This is a genomic window from Singulisphaera acidiphila DSM 18658, from assembly GCF_000242455.2.
GTDB lineage: Bacteria > Planctomycetota > Planctomycetia > Isosphaerales > Isosphaeraceae > Singulisphaera > Singulisphaera acidiphila.
Window position 1 is genome coordinate 5,251,839 of record NC_019892.1, and the last position, 19,864, is coordinate 5,271,702.

20 protein-coding genes are annotated in these 19,864 nt (G+C 59.0%); 9 read left to right on the forward strand and 11 right to left on the reverse strand.

Going from position 1 to position 19,864, the window contains the following annotated elements; translation table 11 throughout:
* The first annotated feature begins 975 nt into the window (after positions 1-975).
* Both SINAC_RS20755 and SINAC_RS20760 read left to right on the forward strand, forming a co-directional pair.
* Entirely contained in the window at positions 976-1,647 is a 672-nt protein-coding gene (locus tag SINAC_RS20755; protein WP_015247559.1) for a hypothetical protein, read from the forward strand.
* Between the two features lie 489 nt (positions 1,648-2,136).
* Positions 2,137-2,712, forward strand: a complete 576-nt coding sequence (locus SINAC_RS20760) for a hypothetical protein (RefSeq protein WP_015247560.1) — start codon at positions 2,137-2,139, stop codon at positions 2,710-2,712.
* A 437-nt stretch (positions 2,713-3,149) separates the two neighbouring features.
* On the opposite strand, the gene SINAC_RS20770 is transcribed toward SINAC_RS20760, so the two are convergent.
* Positions 3,150-3,695 (reverse strand): hypothetical protein, encoded by a 546-nt coding sequence (locus SINAC_RS20770; RefSeq protein WP_244884893.1) that lies wholly within the window; start codon positions 3,693-3,695, stop codon positions 3,150-3,152.
* A 384-nt stretch (positions 3,696-4,079) separates the two neighbouring features.
* The gene (locus tag SINAC_RS20775; RefSeq protein ID WP_015247563.1) at positions 4,080-4,250 is read right to left on the reverse strand and encodes a helix-turn-helix domain-containing protein; all 171 of its coding nucleotides are present in this window, start codon (positions 4,248-4,250) and stop codon (positions 4,080-4,082) included.
* Positions 4,251-4,821: 571 nt separating this feature from the next.
* Here SINAC_RS20775 and SINAC_RS20785 point away from each other — a divergent pair.
* The 4 genes from SINAC_RS20785 to SINAC_RS40645 all read left to right on the forward strand — a co-directional run bounded on the left by SINAC_RS20785 (position 4,822) and on the right by SINAC_RS40645 (position 7,569).
* Positions 4,822-5,169 carry a hypothetical protein gene (locus SINAC_RS20785; RefSeq protein WP_237722904.1) on the forward strand — a complete coding sequence of 116 codons (348 nt, stop codon included), beginning with the start codon at positions 4,822-4,824 and terminating at the stop codon, positions 5,167-5,169.
* Positions 5,170-5,829: 660 nt separating this feature from the next.
* Complete coding sequence (locus tag SINAC_RS20790; protein WP_237722905.1) at positions 5,830-6,159, forward strand: hypothetical protein; 330 nt, start codon at positions 5,830-5,832, stop codon at positions 6,157-6,159.
* A gap of 190 nt (positions 6,160-6,349) precedes the next feature.
* Positions 6,350-7,375, forward strand: a complete 1,026-nt coding sequence (locus tag SINAC_RS20795) for a DUF1254 domain-containing protein (protein ID WP_015247568.1) — start codon at positions 6,350-6,352, stop codon at positions 7,373-7,375.
* A gap of 56 nt (positions 7,376-7,431) precedes the next feature.
* A complete protein-coding gene (locus tag SINAC_RS40645; protein WP_020467528.1) occupies positions 7,432-7,569 on the forward strand; it encodes a hypothetical protein in 138 nt (45 codons plus the stop codon).
* Between the two features lie 131 nt (positions 7,570-7,700).
* Here the strand turns inward: SINAC_RS40645 and SINAC_RS20800 are convergent, their stop codons facing one another.
* From SINAC_RS20800 to SINAC_RS20825, 6 genes are all read right to left on the reverse strand, one after another.
* Positions 7,701-8,012 (reverse strand): hypothetical protein, encoded by a 312-nt coding sequence (locus tag SINAC_RS20800; RefSeq protein WP_154673930.1) that lies wholly within the window; start codon positions 8,010-8,012, stop codon positions 7,701-7,703.
* 11 nt (positions 8,013-8,023) lie between these two features.
* Positions 8,024-9,124, reverse strand: a complete 1,101-nt coding sequence (locus SINAC_RS20805; protein WP_015247569.1) for a DUF1559 domain-containing protein — start codon at positions 9,122-9,124, stop codon at positions 8,024-8,026.
* A gap of 96 nt (positions 9,125-9,220) precedes the next feature.
* Positions 9,221-9,856, reverse strand: coding sequence for a zinc ribbon domain-containing protein (locus tag SINAC_RS20810; RefSeq protein ID WP_015247570.1), 636 nt, complete (start codon positions 9,854-9,856; stop codon positions 9,221-9,223).
* A gap of 754 nt (positions 9,857-10,610) precedes the next feature.
* On the reverse strand, positions 10,611-11,540 hold the full coding sequence (locus SINAC_RS20815) for a S1/P1 nuclease (protein WP_015247571.1): 930 nt from the start codon (positions 11,538-11,540) through the stop codon (positions 10,611-10,613).
* 158 nt (positions 11,541-11,698) lie between these two features.
* On the reverse strand, positions 11,699-12,601 hold the full coding sequence (locus SINAC_RS20820; RefSeq protein WP_015247572.1) for a hypothetical protein: 903 nt from the start codon (positions 12,599-12,601) through the stop codon (positions 11,699-11,701).
* 899 nt (positions 12,602-13,500) lie between these two features.
* Positions 13,501-14,079, reverse strand: coding sequence for a class I SAM-dependent methyltransferase (locus SINAC_RS20825; RefSeq protein ID WP_015247573.1), 579 nt, complete (start codon positions 14,077-14,079; stop codon positions 13,501-13,503).
* A 346-nt stretch (positions 14,080-14,425) separates the two neighbouring features.
* On the opposite strand from SINAC_RS20825, the gene SINAC_RS20830 reads away from it, so the two are divergent.
* The gene (locus SINAC_RS20830) at positions 14,426-14,749 is read left to right on the forward strand and encodes an H-type lectin domain-containing protein (protein ID WP_015247574.1); all 324 of its coding nucleotides are present in this window, start codon (positions 14,426-14,428) and stop codon (positions 14,747-14,749) included.
* A gap of 779 nt (positions 14,750-15,528) precedes the next feature.
* Here the strand turns inward: SINAC_RS20830 and SINAC_RS20835 are convergent.
* Positions 15,529-15,864 (reverse strand): hypothetical protein, encoded by a 336-nt coding sequence (locus tag SINAC_RS20835; protein WP_015247575.1) that lies wholly within the window; start codon positions 15,862-15,864, stop codon positions 15,529-15,531.
* Between the two features lie 434 nt (positions 15,865-16,298).
* On the opposite strand from SINAC_RS20835, the gene SINAC_RS20845 reads away from it, so the two are divergent.
* Positions 16,299-16,718 carry a protease inhibitor I42 family protein gene (locus SINAC_RS20845; protein WP_015247576.1) on the forward strand — a complete coding sequence of 140 codons (420 nt, stop codon included), beginning with the start codon at positions 16,299-16,301 and terminating at the stop codon, positions 16,716-16,718.
* A 328-nt stretch (positions 16,719-17,046) separates the two neighbouring features.
* Here SINAC_RS20845 and SINAC_RS38115 read toward each other — a convergent pair whose 3' ends face one another.
* Both SINAC_RS38115 and SINAC_RS20855 read right to left on the reverse strand, forming a co-directional pair.
* On the reverse strand, positions 17,047-17,532 hold the full coding sequence (locus SINAC_RS38115) for a helix-turn-helix domain-containing protein (protein WP_015247577.1): 486 nt from the start codon (positions 17,530-17,532) through the stop codon (positions 17,047-17,049).
* A gap of 304 nt (positions 17,533-17,836) precedes the next feature.
* Positions 17,837-18,304: a hypothetical protein gene (locus tag SINAC_RS20855; protein ID WP_020467532.1), complete on the reverse strand. Its 468-nt coding sequence runs from the start codon at positions 18,302-18,304 to the stop codon at positions 17,837-17,839.
* A gap of 717 nt (positions 18,305-19,021) precedes the next feature.
* Here SINAC_RS20855 and SINAC_RS20860 point away from each other — a divergent pair.
* Positions 19,022-19,807, forward strand: a complete 786-nt coding sequence (locus SINAC_RS20860) for a pentapeptide repeat-containing protein (RefSeq protein WP_015247579.1) — start codon at positions 19,022-19,024, stop codon at positions 19,805-19,807.
* Positions 19,808-19,864 lie beyond the last annotated feature (57 nt).

Below are 19,864 nucleotides of genomic sequence, written 5' to 3' on the forward strand. Positions count from 1 at the left end.
TTCTCCCTCTGGCAAAGCCCTTCTTGCTGTGGCATCCTTAGCTTGGGCCTCTGTTGCTGAGGATTGCGCACAATGAAGTCGATCCGCCGCGATCGGCTGTTCGATACACACGGCGTAGCGGCTCTCGAAAAAAAGGAAAATTTAACCACGAATGACACAAATGACACGAATGAATAAAAGTAAAAAAATGATTAATGTTCGTTGTTTTAATTCGTGTCATTTGTGTCATTCGTGGTTAAAATCCTCTCTTTTTAATCGCTTGTAAGTGGGTGCCAGCGTTCGACGTAGACCCAGGCGGGACTGGAGAGATGGCTCATGAAGCATGCGCAATCCTGCTTCACAATCCTGTCGCTCATGATCGTCGGATGCTGGGACCCGTCCAATGACTGGCCCGAGCCTTCTACCGGCGTACCGTCGACAGTTGTCGATCGCTCCCGGTTGCCCGGGACGACAGCGAAGGCAAACTCGATGATTTCAAAATCCGAAGCCGTGGCGATCGCAAGGAAGTACATTCGGGGGCGGGTCAATCTTCAGAAAGGAGCACCGATAGAAGTTGGTATGAGTGACAAGATTTATACTGTATAGTTTGTTCATATAAGTGCTCCGCACGTTATAGATTCAGACTTTGACGCAAGAGTCATGATTGACGCGACGACAGGAGAGGTCTTACGGGGTGAATGGCCTCCCTGACTGTTGGTCGCGTTTTTCTTTGATTTGTCTGATGGGTTGGACTCAGCCTGTTAGCAGAAGCCTTGGTTTTTGGTTCCCGGATCGAGTTCAACCCGTGGCAACCGGGGCCTGAAATCGATTGAAAAAATACGATGCGTTGAGTCGTTGGGTTGTTTCGTTTGACGTAGATCCTTGTTTTTGGCCGACCATCACGATTTGTGGACTTCCAATGAAAAATGGAGAGATTCGCTGTTTTGACGACAGCCGTGGTCCGGGATGGTGGGGCATGAGTGGCGAGGTGGTTCTGTGACAAGCACGGCTCATGCGGTGAGTTCACGGTCGGCTCGTGCGTTTGGGTTGGTTGACGCGATGGTCCTCATCGCCGCAACGGCGGTGGGGTTCGCTTCGTATCGTGTCTGCAAGGACTCATGGGCCGGCCTTGGGGGAATCCCTCTCTTCCGGAACTCCAACACCTGGCTCATCGCGTTCCTGTACCGGGCCACAACCTGGGCGTCGCTCTGGCTTGTCCCGTGGACGGTCGCCCTGCTGCTCCTGTCTCTCCGCCGACCGCGTGCGCCTCTGAGACTCCTCGCCCGGCAACCCGGTTTTGTGGCGACTGTCGCGAGCACCTTGCTTTTCGCGCTTGGGGCCGCAGAGATCTTCCTGGTGCTGGCGGTACGCTATCTCCCGACGTGGCGGCTCGGTTTTTTGGCCTTTTTTTTGAGGCCCTTGTTTCTCCACTGCGCTTTCGACCTTCAGTTACCGACCCTCATGGGCGCTGCCGTCGCGGGGAGTTGGTTGGTGCTGTTCCTGAACGGGCGCTGGCGGCCCGGGCGGAACTGGCTCGATGGGCTTGGTCGGGCCCTGGGATATTGCTGGGTTGCCCTCTTCTTGATCAGTGCGTTCCTTGGCCCCTGGTTCTACCTGAGCAACCATTTCCATGTCCCGCCCAATGCGCTCAGGGCGGGAGTCCGTTGATTTGCGAGAGTTCTCGTCGAGAGGGGGCGACCATGCACCGCATTCTCTTCGTTTCGCACGGTTGCTATCTTGAGGGTAGCGACTCTCAAAAAAACGAAGATTTTAACCACGAATGACACAAATGATACGAATGAAGAAAAGAATAACAAAATAATAAATTGAAATTATTGTTTTGATTCGTGTCATTTGTGTCATTCGTGGTTAAAATCTTCTCTTCTTAGCCGCTCATCCGTGGGTGTCAGTGTTCGAGTGGCCTTGGGCGACACCATGTGAAGGTTTTCGACGTTCAGGATGCCGTTGTTCCGCTTCGGGGCTACAATGAACCCGCCGGGCGCCACGGGGTGAGCCCAACCCGATCAACGTTGGTAATCGGCCGATCATCGAAGGTGGACGATGCCGACCAGATCGAGGTCGTCATGTGATCAGCAGGGCGGGCAGGGGGCGCTCTTGGAGGATCAAGGGAAACCAGAACCACAGGGGATTTGTGCCATGAACAGACGTAAGATCATCGTCGTGGTTGCGGCCGGCTTTCTCCTTGCGTCCGGTTACTGGGTTGCCTCGGCGGCGAGCAAGAGAAGAACCGCGTCCAGGGCTCGGGGTTGGGTCGCCGAGTCGACTCTGATTCCCGACCCCGAGCGGCTCGCTGAATTTCAAGGGCTCAATCATCCGGCTCGACTCTATACGGTTGAGCCGGAGCCGGTACGGGGGAAAGTCAAAGCACGGACGCCGGAGGAGGACCAACGCTTCCGGGAGGCGGCGACGATCGTGGCACGCGCTCGCCCTCTACCTCCCGACCGTCTCCAATACTTCAGTTGGGTGGACCGTGAAGACTCACCGCTGAGGATTCAAGGGTGGTCGGCCTTCGTTCACCAGGTTTCCCCTTTACCTGGAGGCTGGGCGATCACGCTGAAGGTTTGGCCCAAGGCCACTCGCAAGGGGGGAGTCGGAGTGTTGGTTTATAGCACTTATTTTGAGGAATATACTTGGACTCAGGCTGACGGCGTCCTTGATTACGTGAAGGGTGTCGGTGACCCGGTGATCCCGGATCCCTCCTACGGCCGGTAGAGACTGTTGCGGGAGGGAGAAACAAAGGGGCGGAGGGAATCCCCCCATCGGAAGGGAGCCGAGGAACCGTCTGCCAAGAATTCCCTTCGACCCTTGGTTTTCCCTCCGGGGAAGTGGGTCAGTCGAACTTCGGTTCGACAGCCGGCGGCACGGTGCGCCAAGGGCGAGAGGCCGCCTCGATGAAGAGATCACGCTGCTTCGTGTGCCATGCCTCTGCCTTCCTTGACGCCTTCCGTTTGTCTTTGTCGTAGATATCGGACTCGGCTATAAGCGCCGCGTTCTGCCTTGAGAGGTCGTGAAATATCGCCTCCTTTTGGTGTGTTCGCGATCGGTGTTGCATCGTCACGGCCCAGCGGATTCCGGCTCCGACGAATGCCATCAGGGCAACCCCAAGCAATGCCGTGCGGAGGCTGAACCGGATCTGCATTGTTTCTTGGTTATGCGATTGTGTAGTATCCTTCATTTGTGTACTCAGTGAACGTTTGCGTGTTCGTGGGGTCATCCGGGTCGGTCATCGTATAGACGGTGCCTTTGATATTGGCGATCACCTGGTCCACAATGGTGTTAACCTGCGTCTTGATGTCCTTCATCTGCTGCAAGCTCTGCTGGGATCCATTGAGGTGATTCGTAGCCTTGATCACAAGGGCTCCCCACTTCAATGCGTCTGCTTGAGCAGCGGGATCGCCGGGGTTAGCTAGGAAGTCGGCGACGGCAGCGGCATTGAGGACGTCCACCTTGGCTTTCAGGGCCACCGCCTTCTCAACCGCAGCCTGGCGAATCGCTATCTTCGAATCTATCACCTGGTTGAACTGGTTCCGCAGATTGTTGATTTCTGCGATCTCTGAGTCCTTGTCGAGCATGGCCAGAGGTGTGATTGTCAGTTGGGCAACCGGTTCGCTCTCATTACCGATCTGATCTATCTGGGCGTCAAGGTCGTCATACTGTTCGTCAGTAGGGTGATCTGCCGGTATCGAGCCGTTCAACAGCCTACGAGGTTCTAAGTATTCAGTCTCGAGGTTTGGGCGGAAAACACGAGAGCGTCTATTCATGGTATGACCTTTTTAGAAGTAAGTGAATTCGGAAATCGTTAATGGGATTAAATTGAATTTGGCTGGGAAAGTCAAGATGGATTAGACCGTGCGGACAATATCTGCGAGTTCTTCGTAGGAAGGGTAATCTGTTTCGTGTTTTTGTGCCCTGCGTGCACTCAGCCATGCGTCGCCATGAGGTAGCAGATGAGCGCTGGGAACGCATCAAAGGCTTCCTGCCCGGCCAGGAGGCCGAACCCGGCGTGACTACCTCGGACAATTCTCCCCAGAGGTCATTGGGTCTGCACGTTGCAACCTTCATCAGGGCCTGCAAGTCATTCAAATGTGCGATCTGGGCTCAGCGGAGCCGGTCTGTCGGTACTGCTTCAAGAGACGTACGATTGTGGAGACGTTGACGAGAAACCGCTGGGCGATTTGACGCAACGAGCCTTCGCCACGCGCCACGGTCTCGAGGATACGATCTCGAAGGTCTTGGGAATAGGGTCGCATGGGACACCTCCTGGGTCTATTTCTATTCTACCCAGGCGCAAGAGAAACGGTTGGCGCTCTAGGTCGATCGTCATTCACGAAATATTCGCAAACAATTTATGTTAAATGTAATGGATTAAGCGGTATTATTCAGGGCCCCGATTCGGTTGTCACGTTGACGATCAAACACTTCGTGATACTGCTGGCACCCATCGTGTTGAGGTCGCAGGCCAGTAGAACCGATTCAAGCCAATAGCTAAGGGCGATCCTATGAAGTCTCAGCGATCCCGAGCCATTCTCGGTGGGTTCATTGGTGTTTTCGTCTTTGGCCTTGCCGGTGCGGAACAGGCAGTGAAGGCCGAGGAAGCTTCTCCGGTTCCTCCTCCGAAGGTGGTTACTCCGGTTGAGAATGCCCGTCCGGGAACCCCCGAGTATAAGCGTCTGCTTGACCATCAGGCACTCGTCCGCAAAGGACTCGTCCCTGTCTACAAAGTGGGATTCGATGGCCCCCCCCGTTTCGATTCCCGTGCGGACTCAGGTTCCCGACGACAGGGGGACCACGATCGTTCCTGACCCGAAGGCTACGGGCGACATGCTTCAACTTCAGCAGGCATTTGCTGCCGCTCTGGCCGCCCAGGACACCCGGCCCGCAGAACGCCGTAACCATTTTGCTTGGCTGGAGAACACGGACGCTTTCAAGAAGAAGCTGGTGCACTTCACCGGGTGGTACGGGGGAATTATTGAAGTGAAGGAGCAGCCCACGGGGCGCGTGTTCGTCAAGATCCACATCAGCCCTTGGCTTTATTCGGACACGCTCAAGACGCTGCAATACGATTATGTTGAAGAGACATATGAATTCTTTCGAGACAAAGTACGCCTGGTCGACTCGGACGCAAACGTTGCGAAGCTGGAAAAGCAAGGATACCCTGTAATTCGGTGAGCATGTCTCTATTGATGACGGAAGGAAGTTGGCTGACATCTTAGCAGCCGCCCTTACCGGACCTCGGAACACAGACCCGTCCGCCAGGTTCGCTTTTGAGAGGGGTTCAACCCAGGACGTGGCGGGGCAGGCCGGGAAGGCCACGTCGACCCCATAATCGTTGACGTTTCCGATGGTGGGGCCAAGGACCGTTCCTGCCGCCGCGAACACGACCCAGACGGCGTAGATGGCTGCCGAGGCGCCGAGATAGTAGGGGAGACTGAAGCCGAGAAGGTGCCCGGCGGACGATCACTTGACAAGGTATATGCCGTATACTACACCCATTGGTAAGAGCCTGCCTGACTGGATTTGGGGCGAGGTCACCCGCTCGCGGCTCGGTTCAACCCAACCCGACCAACGTCGGCAATCGACCGATCATCGAGGTGGACGACGCCGACCAGATCGAGGTTGAAGTGATCGGCAGAGCGGGCAGGGACGCTCTTGGCATCGTGAGAACAGGGACGGCTACTCTATCCTCCGTCCCCTTTGTTCTCTTTACGGAAACAAGAGGATGCCTCGAATGACTTGCCGCATGTTATTGATTGTCGTCCTGCTGATCGCTATCGTGTTCAAGGGCTACACCTTGGGGCGCCGATCATTGAATTTACTGATTTGGGTTGGGTGCTCACCTTACCTCGAGTCATGCCAAGAACCGCTCGCGCCTCCGTCGGTGGCGGCCTGATCGACCACGCCTTGAATCGCGACAACCGTCGCGAGGCGTTCTTCCCCCAGCACGCCGACGACAGCGTCTTTTCCCTCGACCTCTTCGGTGACTACCTGATGCCACATCCTTTCCCTCTCGTTCTCCGCCCCCAGGGCGATGGCGAGGTCGGCCGGTGGATGCGGCGGAGCCGAGGAGGGTCGGGGAAATCGCCAATTCGCTCCGTCTCCTTTTCTCCCTGCGTCTGGCTTTTCAGCGGTTATGCCTCGTTCATGCACGTTTTGTTCTGACGGAGGCTCGCCGTGTCAGGGGGGGAGTAGGGGGACCGAAGGCAGATGCGTAGCGGCCGAGCGTTGAGCGAGCCACGGGCGGCCTGGCCCCGTAAGGGGAGACGCCCGTCGAACGGACTTCGTCAGTTAGAATGGCGATGACGTCGGGGCAAGAATTTACCATCCCTGCTATCCCATTGGAGTTCTCACCATGCGAATGACTTTGACCGCGACAGCGGTGCTTGCGGTTGGTTGGCTGACGCCGCTTCCCGCGCAGGAAGCCAAAACGCCACGGGTGACCGTGGACAACTTCACGCGAGCCGAGACCGACACGTATTTCGCCCGGTTCGTCAAGGACGGAGGGTTCGGGAAATTCGACCACCAGCGCGAACTCACACCGATCGACCAGCAGGCGGTAATTCGCATGAACCGCGACACGCTGTACTCGCAAGGCGTGTTCGACCTTGATGCCGCGCCCGTCACGATCACCATGCCGGACGCAGGCAAGCGGTACATAGCGATGCAGGTTATCGACGAGAACCACTTCACGACGGAGGTTGTGTACGCATCTGGTCCGCACACGCTCACGAGAGATAAGGTCGGCACAAGATATGTCCTCGCACTCGTCCGGACCTTCGTCAATCCTAATGACGCGGCCGACGTGAAGGCGGTCCACGCTCTCCAGGAGTCGCTCAAGGCCGAACAGAAGGAAACGGGCAAGTTCGAGATTCCGAACTGGGACCCGGCGTCACTCAAGCAGATCCGGGACGCGCTGAACTCGCTGTTGGCGGCCAACGGCGGCCTTGATTCCACTCGGATGTTCGGACGCAAGGATGAGGTTGATCCAGTGCAACACCTGCTGGGCACCGCCGGAGGCTGGGGCGGCAACCCTCGAGCCGATGCGTTCTACGCGGGCGCCCAGCCCAAGCAGAACGACGGAAAGTCCGCCTACCGGCTCACCCTCAAAGACGTACCCGTGGACGGGTTCTGGTCGGTGAGCGTCTACAACCAGGATGGCTTTTTCGAAAGGAACGCGAGGGACGCCTACACGCTGAACAACGTTACGGCGAAGCCGGCGGCGGACGGGTCGGTGACGATCCACTTCGGCGGCAATGAGCATGTACCGAACTACCTCCCCATCACCCCGGGTTGGAATTACGTTCTCCGCATGTACCGGCCGAGGAAGGAATTCCTCGACGGAACCTGGAAGATCCCGGAGGCAATACCGGGGCAATGAACGCCAACGGACCCCTGGAATATTGACTTGGGCTGGGGGGCGCCTCACCTCGAGTCATGCCCAGAACCGCTCGCGCCTCCGTCGGCGGCCTGATCGCCCCCACCTTGAATCGCGGCAACCGTCGCCAGGCGGCCTTCCCCAAGGCCGCCGACGCCGGCCAGCGTCTTCCCTCGACCTCTTCGGTTCCTGCCTGAGGCTCAATGCTATTAAACCTTTTCCCTCGCGTTCTCCGCCCCCTTTTTCTCCCTTCACTCCGGCTGTTGCGTCCGCTGAAAAACTCTCTTCGGCTTCAAGTCGAGGGTGCCCCAATCCGCCTCGTGGACGCCTATATGGTCGCGTTGGCTGACATCTTAGCAGCCGCCCTTACCGGACCTCGGAACATAGACCCGTCCGCCAGGTTCGCTTTTGTGAGGGGCTCAACCCAGGAAGTGGCGGAGCAGGCCGGGAAGGCCATGTCGACCCCATAATCGTTGACGTTTCCGATGGTGGGGCCAAGGACCGTTCCTACCGCCGCGAACATGACCCAGACGGCGTAGCTGGCCGCCGAGGCGCCGAGATAGTAGGGGAGACTGAAGCCGGGAAGGTGCCCGGCGGACGATCGCTTTTCGGCGTCGGCGTAGCCCATCGGACGCACCACCGACCCGCCCGTCAGAAAGAATCGGCATCCACGATTTCGTTGAAGCTTCGTGTCGCGAGCTTCTGCCAGACGCCTAACTGCGTACCGGGTGCGATCGAATAGGTGCCGGAGACCGGGTCGAACCGAAAGGCGGGGACGTCTCCTGATTTGGGGTCGAACGGCACAGACTGGATCGAATCCTTGACGAACCGGACCGAACCGTCGCAGAAGCCAACGTTGGCCCCGCCGGGGTGAAAGCTTCCGACGCTCGAGATCCACTTCAAGATGTTGCCATCGAGAAAAGGGACTCCCTTGACCGCCCCGTTCAACGGGTAATAGGCGCTCACCATCGAGTCGGAGGGGATGCCCACGTTCCACCTGCATGCCCCCCCACGGTCACCGCTCGGGACTCTCCCGTAGGACTTCTCGGCGAAAAGGATCGTCGTCCCGGTGCCGTCGGAGATGTCGGCGAGCCGGACTGAGGAGGAACAGAAGATCGTGCCGTTCATGTTCGCGACCTGCGCGGGGGAGTTCGGGCTCTGGGGAATCAGTTCCAGACTCCAGGCGCCCTGGCAACCGCCGTAACTGGTGTGGCGTTGCACGATGCCGAAGCCGACGGGTGCCCCGTAATTGAAGTCGTCCGGGTGCCCCTCGGCGACATACGGGTCGCTCGGGCAGAGGAGTCCGGAAAGGCCGGTTGAGGCGACCGTCCCATTCGCCGGGGTGATCGCCTGGCGCGAGAAGTTTGCCGAGTGGTAAAGCGGGCTGGCGTCGAGGTACGGCAGGATCCGGACGAAGGCGCTCAGGCCCCAGGTCAAGACGGGGGCCTCATCGGAGACGGCCCGGAACATGCCCGACGGTAGTACCGAGTTGGCCGATTCGTAGTTCATCCCAGCCAGGCCGAGCTGTTTGAGGTTGTTGACGCATTGGGCGCGTCGGGCCGCTTCTCGGGCGGCCTGGATGGCGGGGAGGAGCAGGGCAATGAGCACGCCAATGACCGAGATGACCACCAGCAGCTCGATCAGCGTGAATCCACGCCCTTTCATCAGAGTGGGATCGGCATTCGTCACGGTGAGCCCCGGCCACTCGCCGGCCTCCTTGTCGTGTCGGTCCTTGGCTCGAAACGGCTTCACTCGAGGTCTCAGGAGATCGTACCAGGAACGGCCACTCCGAGCACAGGATTTAGGCTTGACCCTCGGGCCTGGCCAGGGGGGGGCCGTGACGAGGTGCTATGCCCGGAAGGCGCGGATGTCGGTGAAGAGGCGGTCGAGCAGGCGGGAGCTTTTGCCCCAGTCGAAGTACTGGCCGCCGATCTTGGTCGCGGCATCGACCTGGGAGCGGTCGCCGAGGTCGGTGAGGGTGACGACCAGCGTCCCTTGATAGACCAGGAGATCCGGGGGGATGGCGGCCTCGATTACGCAGCCGTCGCTGGCCTGCTCGACCTCCTTCATCTCGAGCCCGAGCGCGGTCAGCGAGCAGAGGGTGGCGACGGTCGCATGGCCAATCGGGGCGCTCACGACTTCGGAACGTGTCTTGCCTGTCTTGATGCCAAGGCGGGTGAGCAGCGGAGCGGCGATGGAAGCCACGTCGCCGACGGCGATCCCGTAGTTGAACTTGGCCAGGTGCTTGTCGTAGAACTTGATGAGCTGCTCGCCCGAGACCCGCGACCCTGACTGCTTGGCGGCATCCTTCAAGAGCGCCTGGACTTCCGGGTGGGCGATCAAGCGATCATGGCGGGCTTCCCGCGACCAGTCGGCGGGGGGCTCGACGGCCTGGGCCGTCGCTGGGCCTGGCGGGGAGAGCTTCGTGCCGCATTCCACGCAGAATTTGCCGCCGCCTTTCGTGCCGCATTCCGGACAAAACATCGTCCCCCTCCATGGTTGACCCCGGCGTTCTCTCCGGCCCACGTCGGCCAAAGGGAGAGTGGGTGCGTTCCCGATCATAGCGGGTGACTTCTGTTTCGGCGATGGATCTGTATTTTTCAGCCCCGGAGGGGCGACCGTTAATAGCCAGGTGTGAAACCCCTGGAAATACGGAAAACTCACATGAGAATTTCATTGCAGCCCCGGAGGGGCGACCGTCAGAGGTGTAGGTCTCGCTCTAACGGTCGCCCCTCCAGGGCTGCGGAACACTCATATGTCGAACATTTCCCAGGGGTTTCACCCCTGGCTAGAAACGGTCGCCCCTCCGGGGCTGCCCAATACACGCGTGCTTGTGCAGATATTCGAGATCGTTTTTCCGTCGAGGCGGTTACCGGTAGGGATTTGTTTTTTTGCCAGCCCCGGAGGGGCGACCGTTTTTAGCCAGGGGTGAAACCCCTGGAAATATGGAAAACTCACATGAGAATTTCATTGCAGCCCCGGAGGGGCGACCGTCAGAGGTGTAGGTCTTGCTCTAACGGTCGCCCCTCCGGGGCTGCGGAACACTCATATGTCGAACATTTCCCAGGGGTTTCACCCCTGGCTATTAACGGTCGCCCCTCCGTGGCTGAGGATCGCTCATATATTGAATCATTTCCAGAGGTTTCACCCCTGGCTATTAACGGTCGCCCCTTCGGGGCTGCACTATGCCTGCGACTTCAGGCTCAAGGCCATCCGACGGTAAACCACGGTCACTCCATCAATCGAGATTCGCACCCAGCAGGTCGGCGAGCCGATAACCGGCGAGGATGACGCGGCGTTCGGCAGCGGCCTTGGCCTTGTCGAGATAGCCGTTCGGGAGCACCTCGGCCTGGGGCTTTGTCGATCCGCCTTGCAGAGGTCCTCCGTTCCCGTCCGAGTAGGCGACGTCTCTGGCGGTGTCGAAGCTTTCGACGCTGCACCACTTCAGGAAATCCTTCTCGGCGATCTCGCTCAAATCGCTCCGCTGAAGTCCTGTCCGTTCCCGCAACTCGGTCGCCGTGTTCCGCACGGTTTGGAAGTTCTGGGAGCCGATGATCAAGCCGTCCCAGAGCTGGTGGAGGCTGATGGTGCCGCCATTGGCTTTTGGCTTGATGAAGAAGCGTGTGCCTCCGCGATCGCCGATCGGATCCGGGAACTGGGCGGTCACGAGCTTGACGGAGTGCAGCGGTTGGTGGACGTCGCCCACGAGGTGGAAGATCCAGCAGAGGGCGACCGCTTTCTCTGAGTCAGAAGCGTCATTGTCCGCGAGGGTCGCCATGTTCTCGTCGAAAGCGACCAGGATCGAATCCCCCACGGGGATCGCGGGGGAACCGGTGGCTCCTGGCTTGAGCGGGATATTGACGAAGTGATGGCTCGGTCGGTCGTACGTCGTGCCTCGGGCGTCGTCGGGCCATCGTGCGGCCTGCATGAACAAGAACAGGTCGCGATCCTCGGGCGCGATCTCCAACCGATTGATCAGGTCGTTCCAACGATTGATGTCCGGGTGCTTCTTGAGGATCGCGACCACCTTCGCCAGCGTGGCCGGGTCGTTCTTCTTCAGCTCGGCGTAGGCGATGGCGCCGGTGACCATGTGGCCCGGCTTGTTCCAAGCGTAGGCGGGCAACGCCAGGAATACGAGGGCTGCAAAGGTGAGAGCGATGCGACGCACGGAGGGGCCTCCCTTCATGAAATCTTTACATGTCTAGATCGCCGATGTGACGGCTCCCGAAGCTTAAGCGGGCTGGCCTTGGAACGCAACCAGGGACCCGCCACAAAAAAACGCTGTGGGTTAACGACGCGGACATGGCAGGGCGGGCCGCCTCACAATCACAACCCTCGGACGAACATCATCGTCCGGTCCTTGCGAATCCTTCTGCCGTGCGGGGACGTCTCGAACATCAGGTCGTCTTTCTTGCCGTCGTGGTTCTTGCCGTTCGAGAGGAAGTGGCCAATCTCATGGGCCAGGGTCTCCACCATCCGGGGGAACTCGCTGGGCTGCTTCCACTTCCGGGAATAAATGATGGTCTGGTCGCCAAGAGTCATTCCGTTGCCGTCATCGACCCCGAAATTGGTCAGATAGACCATCAGCTCCGCCCCTGGATTGTTGCCGAAGAAGCGCAGCTCGGTCCTGGTCTTGGCGTTTTCGAGATTGACCGGCCCCGGTGGGAGCGTGATGGGGGTGCTCCCCTCCGCGCCGTCGAACTCGCCCAGCCACTTCAAGGTGATGCCGGCCTGGTCGAAAATAATTCTGTTTGCTTGCTCATTCAGCACCCGGGTGTCCCACTTCTCAGCAAAGAGGAGGCGGTAGTAGGCAATCGGTACAGTCCGCTGCTTCACCACGTCCACGAGCAGGCGCGCCGCCGGCTTGCCCGTCTTGGGGTCGCTTGCCTGGACCTCGTAAGACCCGACCCGCCACCCACGTAGGACAACAATCTGGTCGGTGGGGCTGAGCCGCTTGCGCTCGATCGCCAGGCCCGCGCCGCCGTCCTGTGAGGCTTTCGCCCCCTCGATGACAGCGGTATGCCGCCTTTCGCTACTGCTACTGCCAAGGGGAGCGGGAGTTGGGGGAGGGGGCGGCCCGGAGCCACCGGTCACGGTGAACTCCAACTGATCGTTGCCCTGAATCAGTTTGACTTCGCGGGTCAGCCCTTGCGGAACCATTTGCCAAGGCGCATTGGAATCCGCGCCGTCGAAACCCATAAAGTCCACGACTTGCACGAATGCAGCCATCGGAGAACTTCCTTTTGCTGGTTGTTTCGTCGTACCAACGCGTGAGGCGTCCTGGCCTGGCGGTGAGAGGGAGGCGGTGAGAGCCTTCTTTTCCCGACGACTCCCGAATGATGCTACGACGGTAGTCCTTGCCGGTGACGCCAGCAGGTACGGCCGCAAGGATTTTGTTCAACGAATATCTTGGAGCCAGCGCTCTGTGCGTCGTGGACGGAGCACGAACACGTGCGGAATGAATCGCTTGTGTCGATTTGGCCGCTTCCGTCATCGGTGACCGGCAACGCTTACGCTTCGGGGTAGCCTGTTTCTCGGCTCCAGCCTTGTCGTCCGTCAAAGCCTGAATTTACAGCGGTTTACCCACGAGTTACACTCGCCAGGGGCATGGCTGCCATTGCCAGCCCCGAAGGGGCGACCGTTTCTAGCCCAGGGCGCGAGCCCTGGGGCCTTCTCGAAGCCGTGCGCCATTCCTCCCCTCGCGCCCGGCCGCCTGGGTGCCACGGGTTGTACCCAACCCGTGAGCCAAAAACCTGGGCTATCGTTCACGGGTTGAGTACAACCCGTGGCACCCAACAGCGATTGTATCACCGCGGTCGCCCATCAGATCAATCAAAGAAAACCGAGACCAACGGCTTAGCCCAGGGCGCGAGCCCTGGGGCCTTCTCGAAGCCGTGCGCCATTCCTCCCCTCGCGGCCGGGCGGGCCGATGGCCCGCCCGGCCGCGATGGGGGATCGGTTGTGTATCGGGTATGTTTTTACGTGAATTGTATCCAGGGGCTTGTGTCTATGGATATCGACGGTCGCCCCTCCGGGGCTACAAGGAATCTGCCGACCACGATCCCCTGGCCGATCAGAGCCTAACGTTCTCTTCTCTGGCCCGCGAACTCCCGCCAGGAGCCTGAATCTCAGGGGGAGGGCTTCTCCACGATCAAGCCGAAGTGGTAGGAGCAGCAGGTAAGCGGCTCGTATCGGACGAAGCGTAAGCCAGCCTGTTCGCTCCATGCGCGGCATTGCTCGGGACGCGGGCGAATCGCCAGCGACGGGCCGCGTGGAGTTTCAATGTCGCTTCGCCAGTGGATGATGCCGACCTTCCCGCCCGGCGCGAGAATCCGGCGGGCTTCGTTCAGCAGGCTGACTGGGTCTTCGACGTGGAGGATGTTGAAGAGCATGACGTAGTCGACGCTGTCATCGGCGAGCCCCGTGCCATCTCCGATGAAATCGCGCTGCTCGACAGTGACGTTCGCAAGGCCGGCGGCTTTGGCCTTCGCTTCGGTGGCGGCGATCATCGCGGGGTCGATGTCGTAGGTGAGGACCGGGCCCTTCGCAAGCCGTGCGGCGGGGATGGTGAAAAGGCCGTAACCGCAGCCGAACTCCACGAGCCCTCGCTGGGATTCGGCACAATCAAGCTGCTCGACCACGCAGGAAGAGTTGAAGAAGGATTCCCAGTACGCCTCATCGGGCATTCCGCTTTCTCGGCCCTTCATGGAATCACACTCGCGAATGAAAATACTGCTGTCCCCCTGGGCAAGCCTAACGGATCGATCGGGCGTCGGTCAAATTCTTCTCGGGTCGGGTTTGATTCCATCCGCGTCTGCCAGAGTGTGTGTGGGCTTCGTTTGTCCGTGGGGCGGAGGGGATTCTCCACTTTTGGAATGGAGCTGGGGGCCCGTCTGCCAGATCTCTTGCCCTTTCGCCCTGGCCTCGTTTGGGATCGCCAGCGAGAAAAAGCGCGAAAATTAAAAAAGAATTCTCTTGAAATTTGACTCAAGACATAAGAAAACGTAAAACGTGTCGAATTGGCCGTTGTTTCTTTAACGAGGAAATTGTGCCATGAGTACTGTGAAACCAGCCGTGCACACTTCGGAGCACAAGATTCCGGAGCTCGGCTCGAAGCATGGAGCGATGGTCCCGGGGGATGCGCTCGAGTTTCAGGGCGGGGCTGCGAACAAAAACACGGGGACCTTGCAGATCAACTTTCCGAGAGCGTTCGCTCACCCGCCTGTCGTGACAATATCCCCCTATTGGGCCGGCCAAGGACAGGAGGTAGGGCACACGGATACGTTGAGCAGCGTAACCACCACGGGGTTCACTGTTGTGAGTGCCAACCAGGCCGCCAACTACTACGTGATGTGGCTTGCTGTTGCCAATAAATAAGCGGGTCCGGGATCGACCCTGTCGGCCGATAAGGCGACTCCTCCGGGGCCTTTCACACGCCTCGGAGGTCGCCGCCTTTTACGCCCGCTATTCTGTCGCTTTGGCCCGGACCGGGAACCCTGTCGAAGCCTGAACGGACGCAGGACGGCAGGAATCAGGCAATATGGAGGAGCAAGGGGACGGAACGTATTTCCCCTCTTTGAGAATGGAGCAACAGCGGCTTACCGTCGGCTGGCACTTGGGCTTGGGTCGCGGGCATCCCGTCGATTTCTGGGAGCCCCGAAGGGGCGGCCGTCAATAGCCAGGATCGCAATCCAATGGGTGCAATTTAAGAAAGAATGTATGTGTTGTATTTGTGTTATCCCCTCCACAGCGGGGAGAGTGGCGCATGGCATCGAGGAATTCCTCAGGGCTTGCGCCCTGAGCTAAGCACCTGGACCTGGTTTTTCTTTGCATTGAATCATGTGCAAGCCCTGGGTGCCACGGGTTGTACCCAACCCGTGAGCCAAAAACCTGGGCTATCGTTCACGGGTTGAGTACAACCCGTGGCACCCAACAGCGATTGTATCACCGCGGTCGCCCATCAGATCAATCAAAGAAAACCGAGACCAACGGCTTAGAAACGGTCGCCCCTCCGGGGCTGGCAAAGGCCGCCGGGCCGCTCCGGCGAAACCTGACCTTCCGAGACAGGCTCTAAAAAAATAGGCCACGGACGGCGGGGCCGTTCGACCCGAAGTTCGGGCTCATTTGGCCTCAGCCGGCACTCCGCACTCCACCGGTTAGTAGGGCTCCGGCGGATCGGGCGGGACGGGGAGCCAGGGGCGTTCCGCAGCGCGCTTGTATCGGACGGACATGGTGTAATGCCAGAGTTCCTTGCGTGCCCTGTGCCTGGACACGGTCTTCAGGTCGCGATCCAGGACGGACGGGACGCCGAGGAAATCACCCTCCGAGGTGACCGGGCCGGAGATGACCAGAGACAGCCGGCTGCGATGGCTCTCACTGATGGCGTGAAAGCGCCTGGCCCGTCGCGACATCCACTGGTGTAGCCCCAGCAGTATTCCCACGACCGCGACGGCGACCAGAATCCCTCGCATGCGGAACCGGAAGCGTGGCATTGGTGAGCTCCAACATGAGGTTGGGCTGATGGTATCAGGTTCCGCGTAGGAATTCTCCTGGGCGATGCCTCCGGCCCGCGTGCTCTCGGGGGCCCATCGCCGGAACGCCCCGCTACGCGGCCCTGACGCCGAGGGCCGCCATGCCCCCGATCGTACGCGGCGCGTCCATTCCCTCCAAGCCGGTGGCAAGGCGTCGATCCGCCCCATGAGGCCGTCGCCTGGATCGGAATCGTTCCCAAGGCCGATCCTCTTGCAATTGGTGTTCCTTGATGCGTTGTTGTCCGCAGCTCAATAATGCGGGCGACCGAAAAATTAGGCTGGACGATTGACTTGTTTCAAATAGTCATAACAATGGATTCGACCGATAAATCGATCCGGCGGTTTTGTCGGGTGGAAGATCTCGGTGGTTCCTTCTTATTAGAGGAGTATGCTCGATGTCGCGACAGCATGGGATTCTGGGTGCCTTGGCGACGGCCTGCCTACTGGCGACTTCTTGGGGAATCGCTTACGGGGCCGAGCACGAATTGGGACGACTCGAACGGATCGTGAAGAGTGGCGAGTACACGGCCGCAAGCGGCGATCTGGTCGAGATTTCCGTTCCGAGTAACCCGTCGACCGGACCGAGCAACCCGGCGGCCAAGCTCAAGGTCTCCGTCCACGGGGACCACCTCAAGAAGGTCGGCGTGTATTTCGCCCCGCCAGCCAAGCCGCTCCCAGGGGCCCCAGGCGAGATCCGCGCCTACCTCACGGCTCACGGCAACGGGACATCCAAAGTCACCGTAACGCCGATCAGCGGATCGGGCCAGGAGGGAACCCCGCTCGAAATCACGCTGAAGGTCGCCAAGGGGGAATAAAGCCGAATGGCGACGAAGCCGGGCGTTCCTCGATCGTGACGCCGCCGCCATGATAAGCCGCCCGGCTGACGTTCGGAATGAGAGGGGGGGCTGATGCCAGGCGTCGGCCCTCCTCTTTTTTTGTAAGCGCTCGGTAGTTGGTGCGCGCATCTGAATTCGACGGAGATCGCTCAAGGCCGCCAGGACACCCGATCTACCAGTTCAGGCCGTAAACTTCCTTCCCAATACAGCGTTCCTTGCCCAGATTCGCGCACCAACTGCCGAACGCTAGGCTTTTTTTTCTTCCGGGACGCTTCAATGTGTCTACGGCTTCGCCAGAGCAAATTGTTCAGTCCGCGCAAGGGTCCATCGCTCTCACCTCGACCCCCAAGGCTGTTGCAATTTTCGTCAGGGTCAAGTTTGTCGCGGTGTACTCCGCGTTCTCCAGGCGGCTGACGTGACTCTGAGGAAGCCCAGCCTTCTCGGCCAACTGCTTCTGAGTCCAACCCAAGTCACACCGCAGTTTGCGGATCGCTTTCCCGACGTGCTCGGCCCATGTCTTCGAGCTTGGCGACATTGCCGCCGAGTCATTCAACGGCAATGGCCTCGTCGTGACCGGGACCTGGGCCAAGATCTCCTCCATGGCCCGCTGAACACTCCGCTGATCCTCAGGGGTCTCCGCCTTCTGCCATTCCTGCAGTAACTCGAAGAGGTCGTCGCGGTCGGCCTTCGGCAGCGATCCGATCCGGTCGATCAGGATCGACAGCGCCAGGAGCGCCGGCTTCACAGCTTCAGGCAGCTCGCTGTAAGTCTCGCCGATTTTTTCGGTCAACATGGCATCGCCTCGATGAAAGAGTCTCATTCATCGGCTTCAATGGGGCCACGACTCGGAAGCCGGGGCAGACTACTCGCGATGTTTGTCCAGTCGCCACTGAATGGGCTTCAATGGGGCCACGGCTCGGAAGCCGTGGAAGACAAGGTATTGCGAGCCGTGCTTTCACACTGACGCCGCTTCAATGGGGCCACGGCTCGGAAGCCGTGGAAGATATTCTCACGACTGCTCAGGTTCCTCAGACTTCAATGGGGCCACGGCTCGGAAGCCGTGGAAGACAGCTCCTTCGATGTCGGCAAGTTGCGCCTCAACGGGAGTCGGCCTGCAAATAGAGTCGTTTTCGCCGTCGCATCGTGATTTTGTCTCCCATGGGAGTGGCACCATCGTTCTCTTTCTTGATGGCGCCTAAAATGACAATTGTTCGCATTTTCTTGTGAATGAAGAAAAAAATGCGTGTATTCATCCTTCTAAGGATGCCTCCCTTGTCACGGAGTTCGTAAAAATCCTCGATGGGCCGGACGTCAACCGTTTGGCTCTGGCTGGCTTCATCCTGACCGGCTAACTCGCGAAATTGGGAGGCGAGGTGGCAATACTGGTCGGCATTGAGAAACCCCATCGCTTCAGCAAAAGCTTGCTCAAGGATCTCGACGTTCCACTTGTATCCCGGAGGCGGCCCTCCCCCTTCCTTGACGCCGATTTTGACTGGCTTTCGTTGTGACTCATCCGCCATGGTTGGTCCCCAAGCCATTCCGAATGCGCTCAACGCCTTCGGCATCACAGAAGTGGGCACTCGTCCTTTATTTCGTCTCTTGCTGCATATTATGCAGCGGAATGCCGTTTGTCTACCGCGTTATGCAGTGAAATTCTTCTTTTTCGATTTTAGGGTCACAGCGGGAAAGAAAGAATGCCTCGCTGCTCTTGGAACATCTCAAGGAGCGGATCGACGCGAGCGACCGATTCGTCACCAGGGCCAAGGAAGGGGGCGAAGCGCGAGTTCAACGAGACCGACGAAGCAAACGGCCCTGAGCGACAACGATGACCTCAAGGCCGAGTCAATCGCGGTGAGGGCCGCGAACGAGGCGGGGGTGTTCGAGTCGGAACTGATGATCTCCAGATTTCACCGCGCGGGTGAATGCCAAAAGTCCCAGAGAAGGCCGAAACTCAAGGACCGTCCTGGAGGTAGTTGCCAGGTCAAGAGAGCATCAGGTCTCGCAACAGTTCGGGGGCACTCACCTCGTAACGATTCGGGACCATTGACGCGTGCCAAGGTCCCTTCCCCGTTCCTGGCCCTGTGGGGTCTGGCTGTGGTCGCATGCGTATGAGATCGTGATCTGACGTGTGGTTAAATGGAGGCGATATCGCCTTGCGGGATGTCCTTTTGATTTGCTTCAAGCGTTCCGGCTCTCGCGCCGGTCGTCGAAGGCATTGGTGTTATTTCGAACAATTGACCGAGAACCGTCCGCTAGCGGGTTGACGGGAAGGAGCAGGCCATATGAACCGAAAGTGTGCGTTGAAATTGCTTCGAGGGGGACCGGAAGGGATTCAAGAATGGAATCGGAGGGTCGGTGAACTGACGGAAACTCTCGACCTTCGCGGCGCCGATCTCCAAGGTCAGGATCTTCGCGAGGCGTTTCTTCGTGGCCCCCTACGGAGCGGGATCAAGATCGACCTGGCCGAAGCGGACCTGAGAGCCGCCGATCTCCGGAAAGCCAACCTGAGCACGTCGAATCTCGAAAAGGCCAACCTCGCCGGTGCCATCCTCAACCGGGCCGCGTTCCGCTATACGTGGCTGGATGGCGCCGACCTCACGGGCGTGGATCTTCGGAAAACCAGCATGAGTGACACGGACTTGCGTAGAGTGAAGCTCCGAAACGCCTTGCTCACAGGGGCCCGCTTCAAAGGGACCTGTCTGATCGGCGCCGATTTAGCAGAGACTGATCTTAGCGGGACGCACTTCGGTAATACCGAATTTGGGGACGCGGATCTCCGGGGAGTCAACCTACGCCACGTCGACCTCTTTGGTTCGCGCTTTAAAGAAGCCGATCTCCGTGGTGCCGATCTCACTGGGGCAAACGTGAAAAATTGCCATTTTGATGATACGAAACTCGAGGGGACGATCTTTACCGATGCGGCGTTTGAATGGACGATTGTTTCTGGTGTCGACTTGCGTAAAGCCATCGGGCTAACCTTGGAGCAATTGAACTCCTCCAAGTGGAATAAAAAAACACGCTTCCCCGCGTATCTCCCGTCGCGACCCCAAAAGGGGCAGTGGATCTAAGCTTTTTATGTATATTTATTTAATGTCCCGTTGATGATCACCAATGTGAACGGCAAG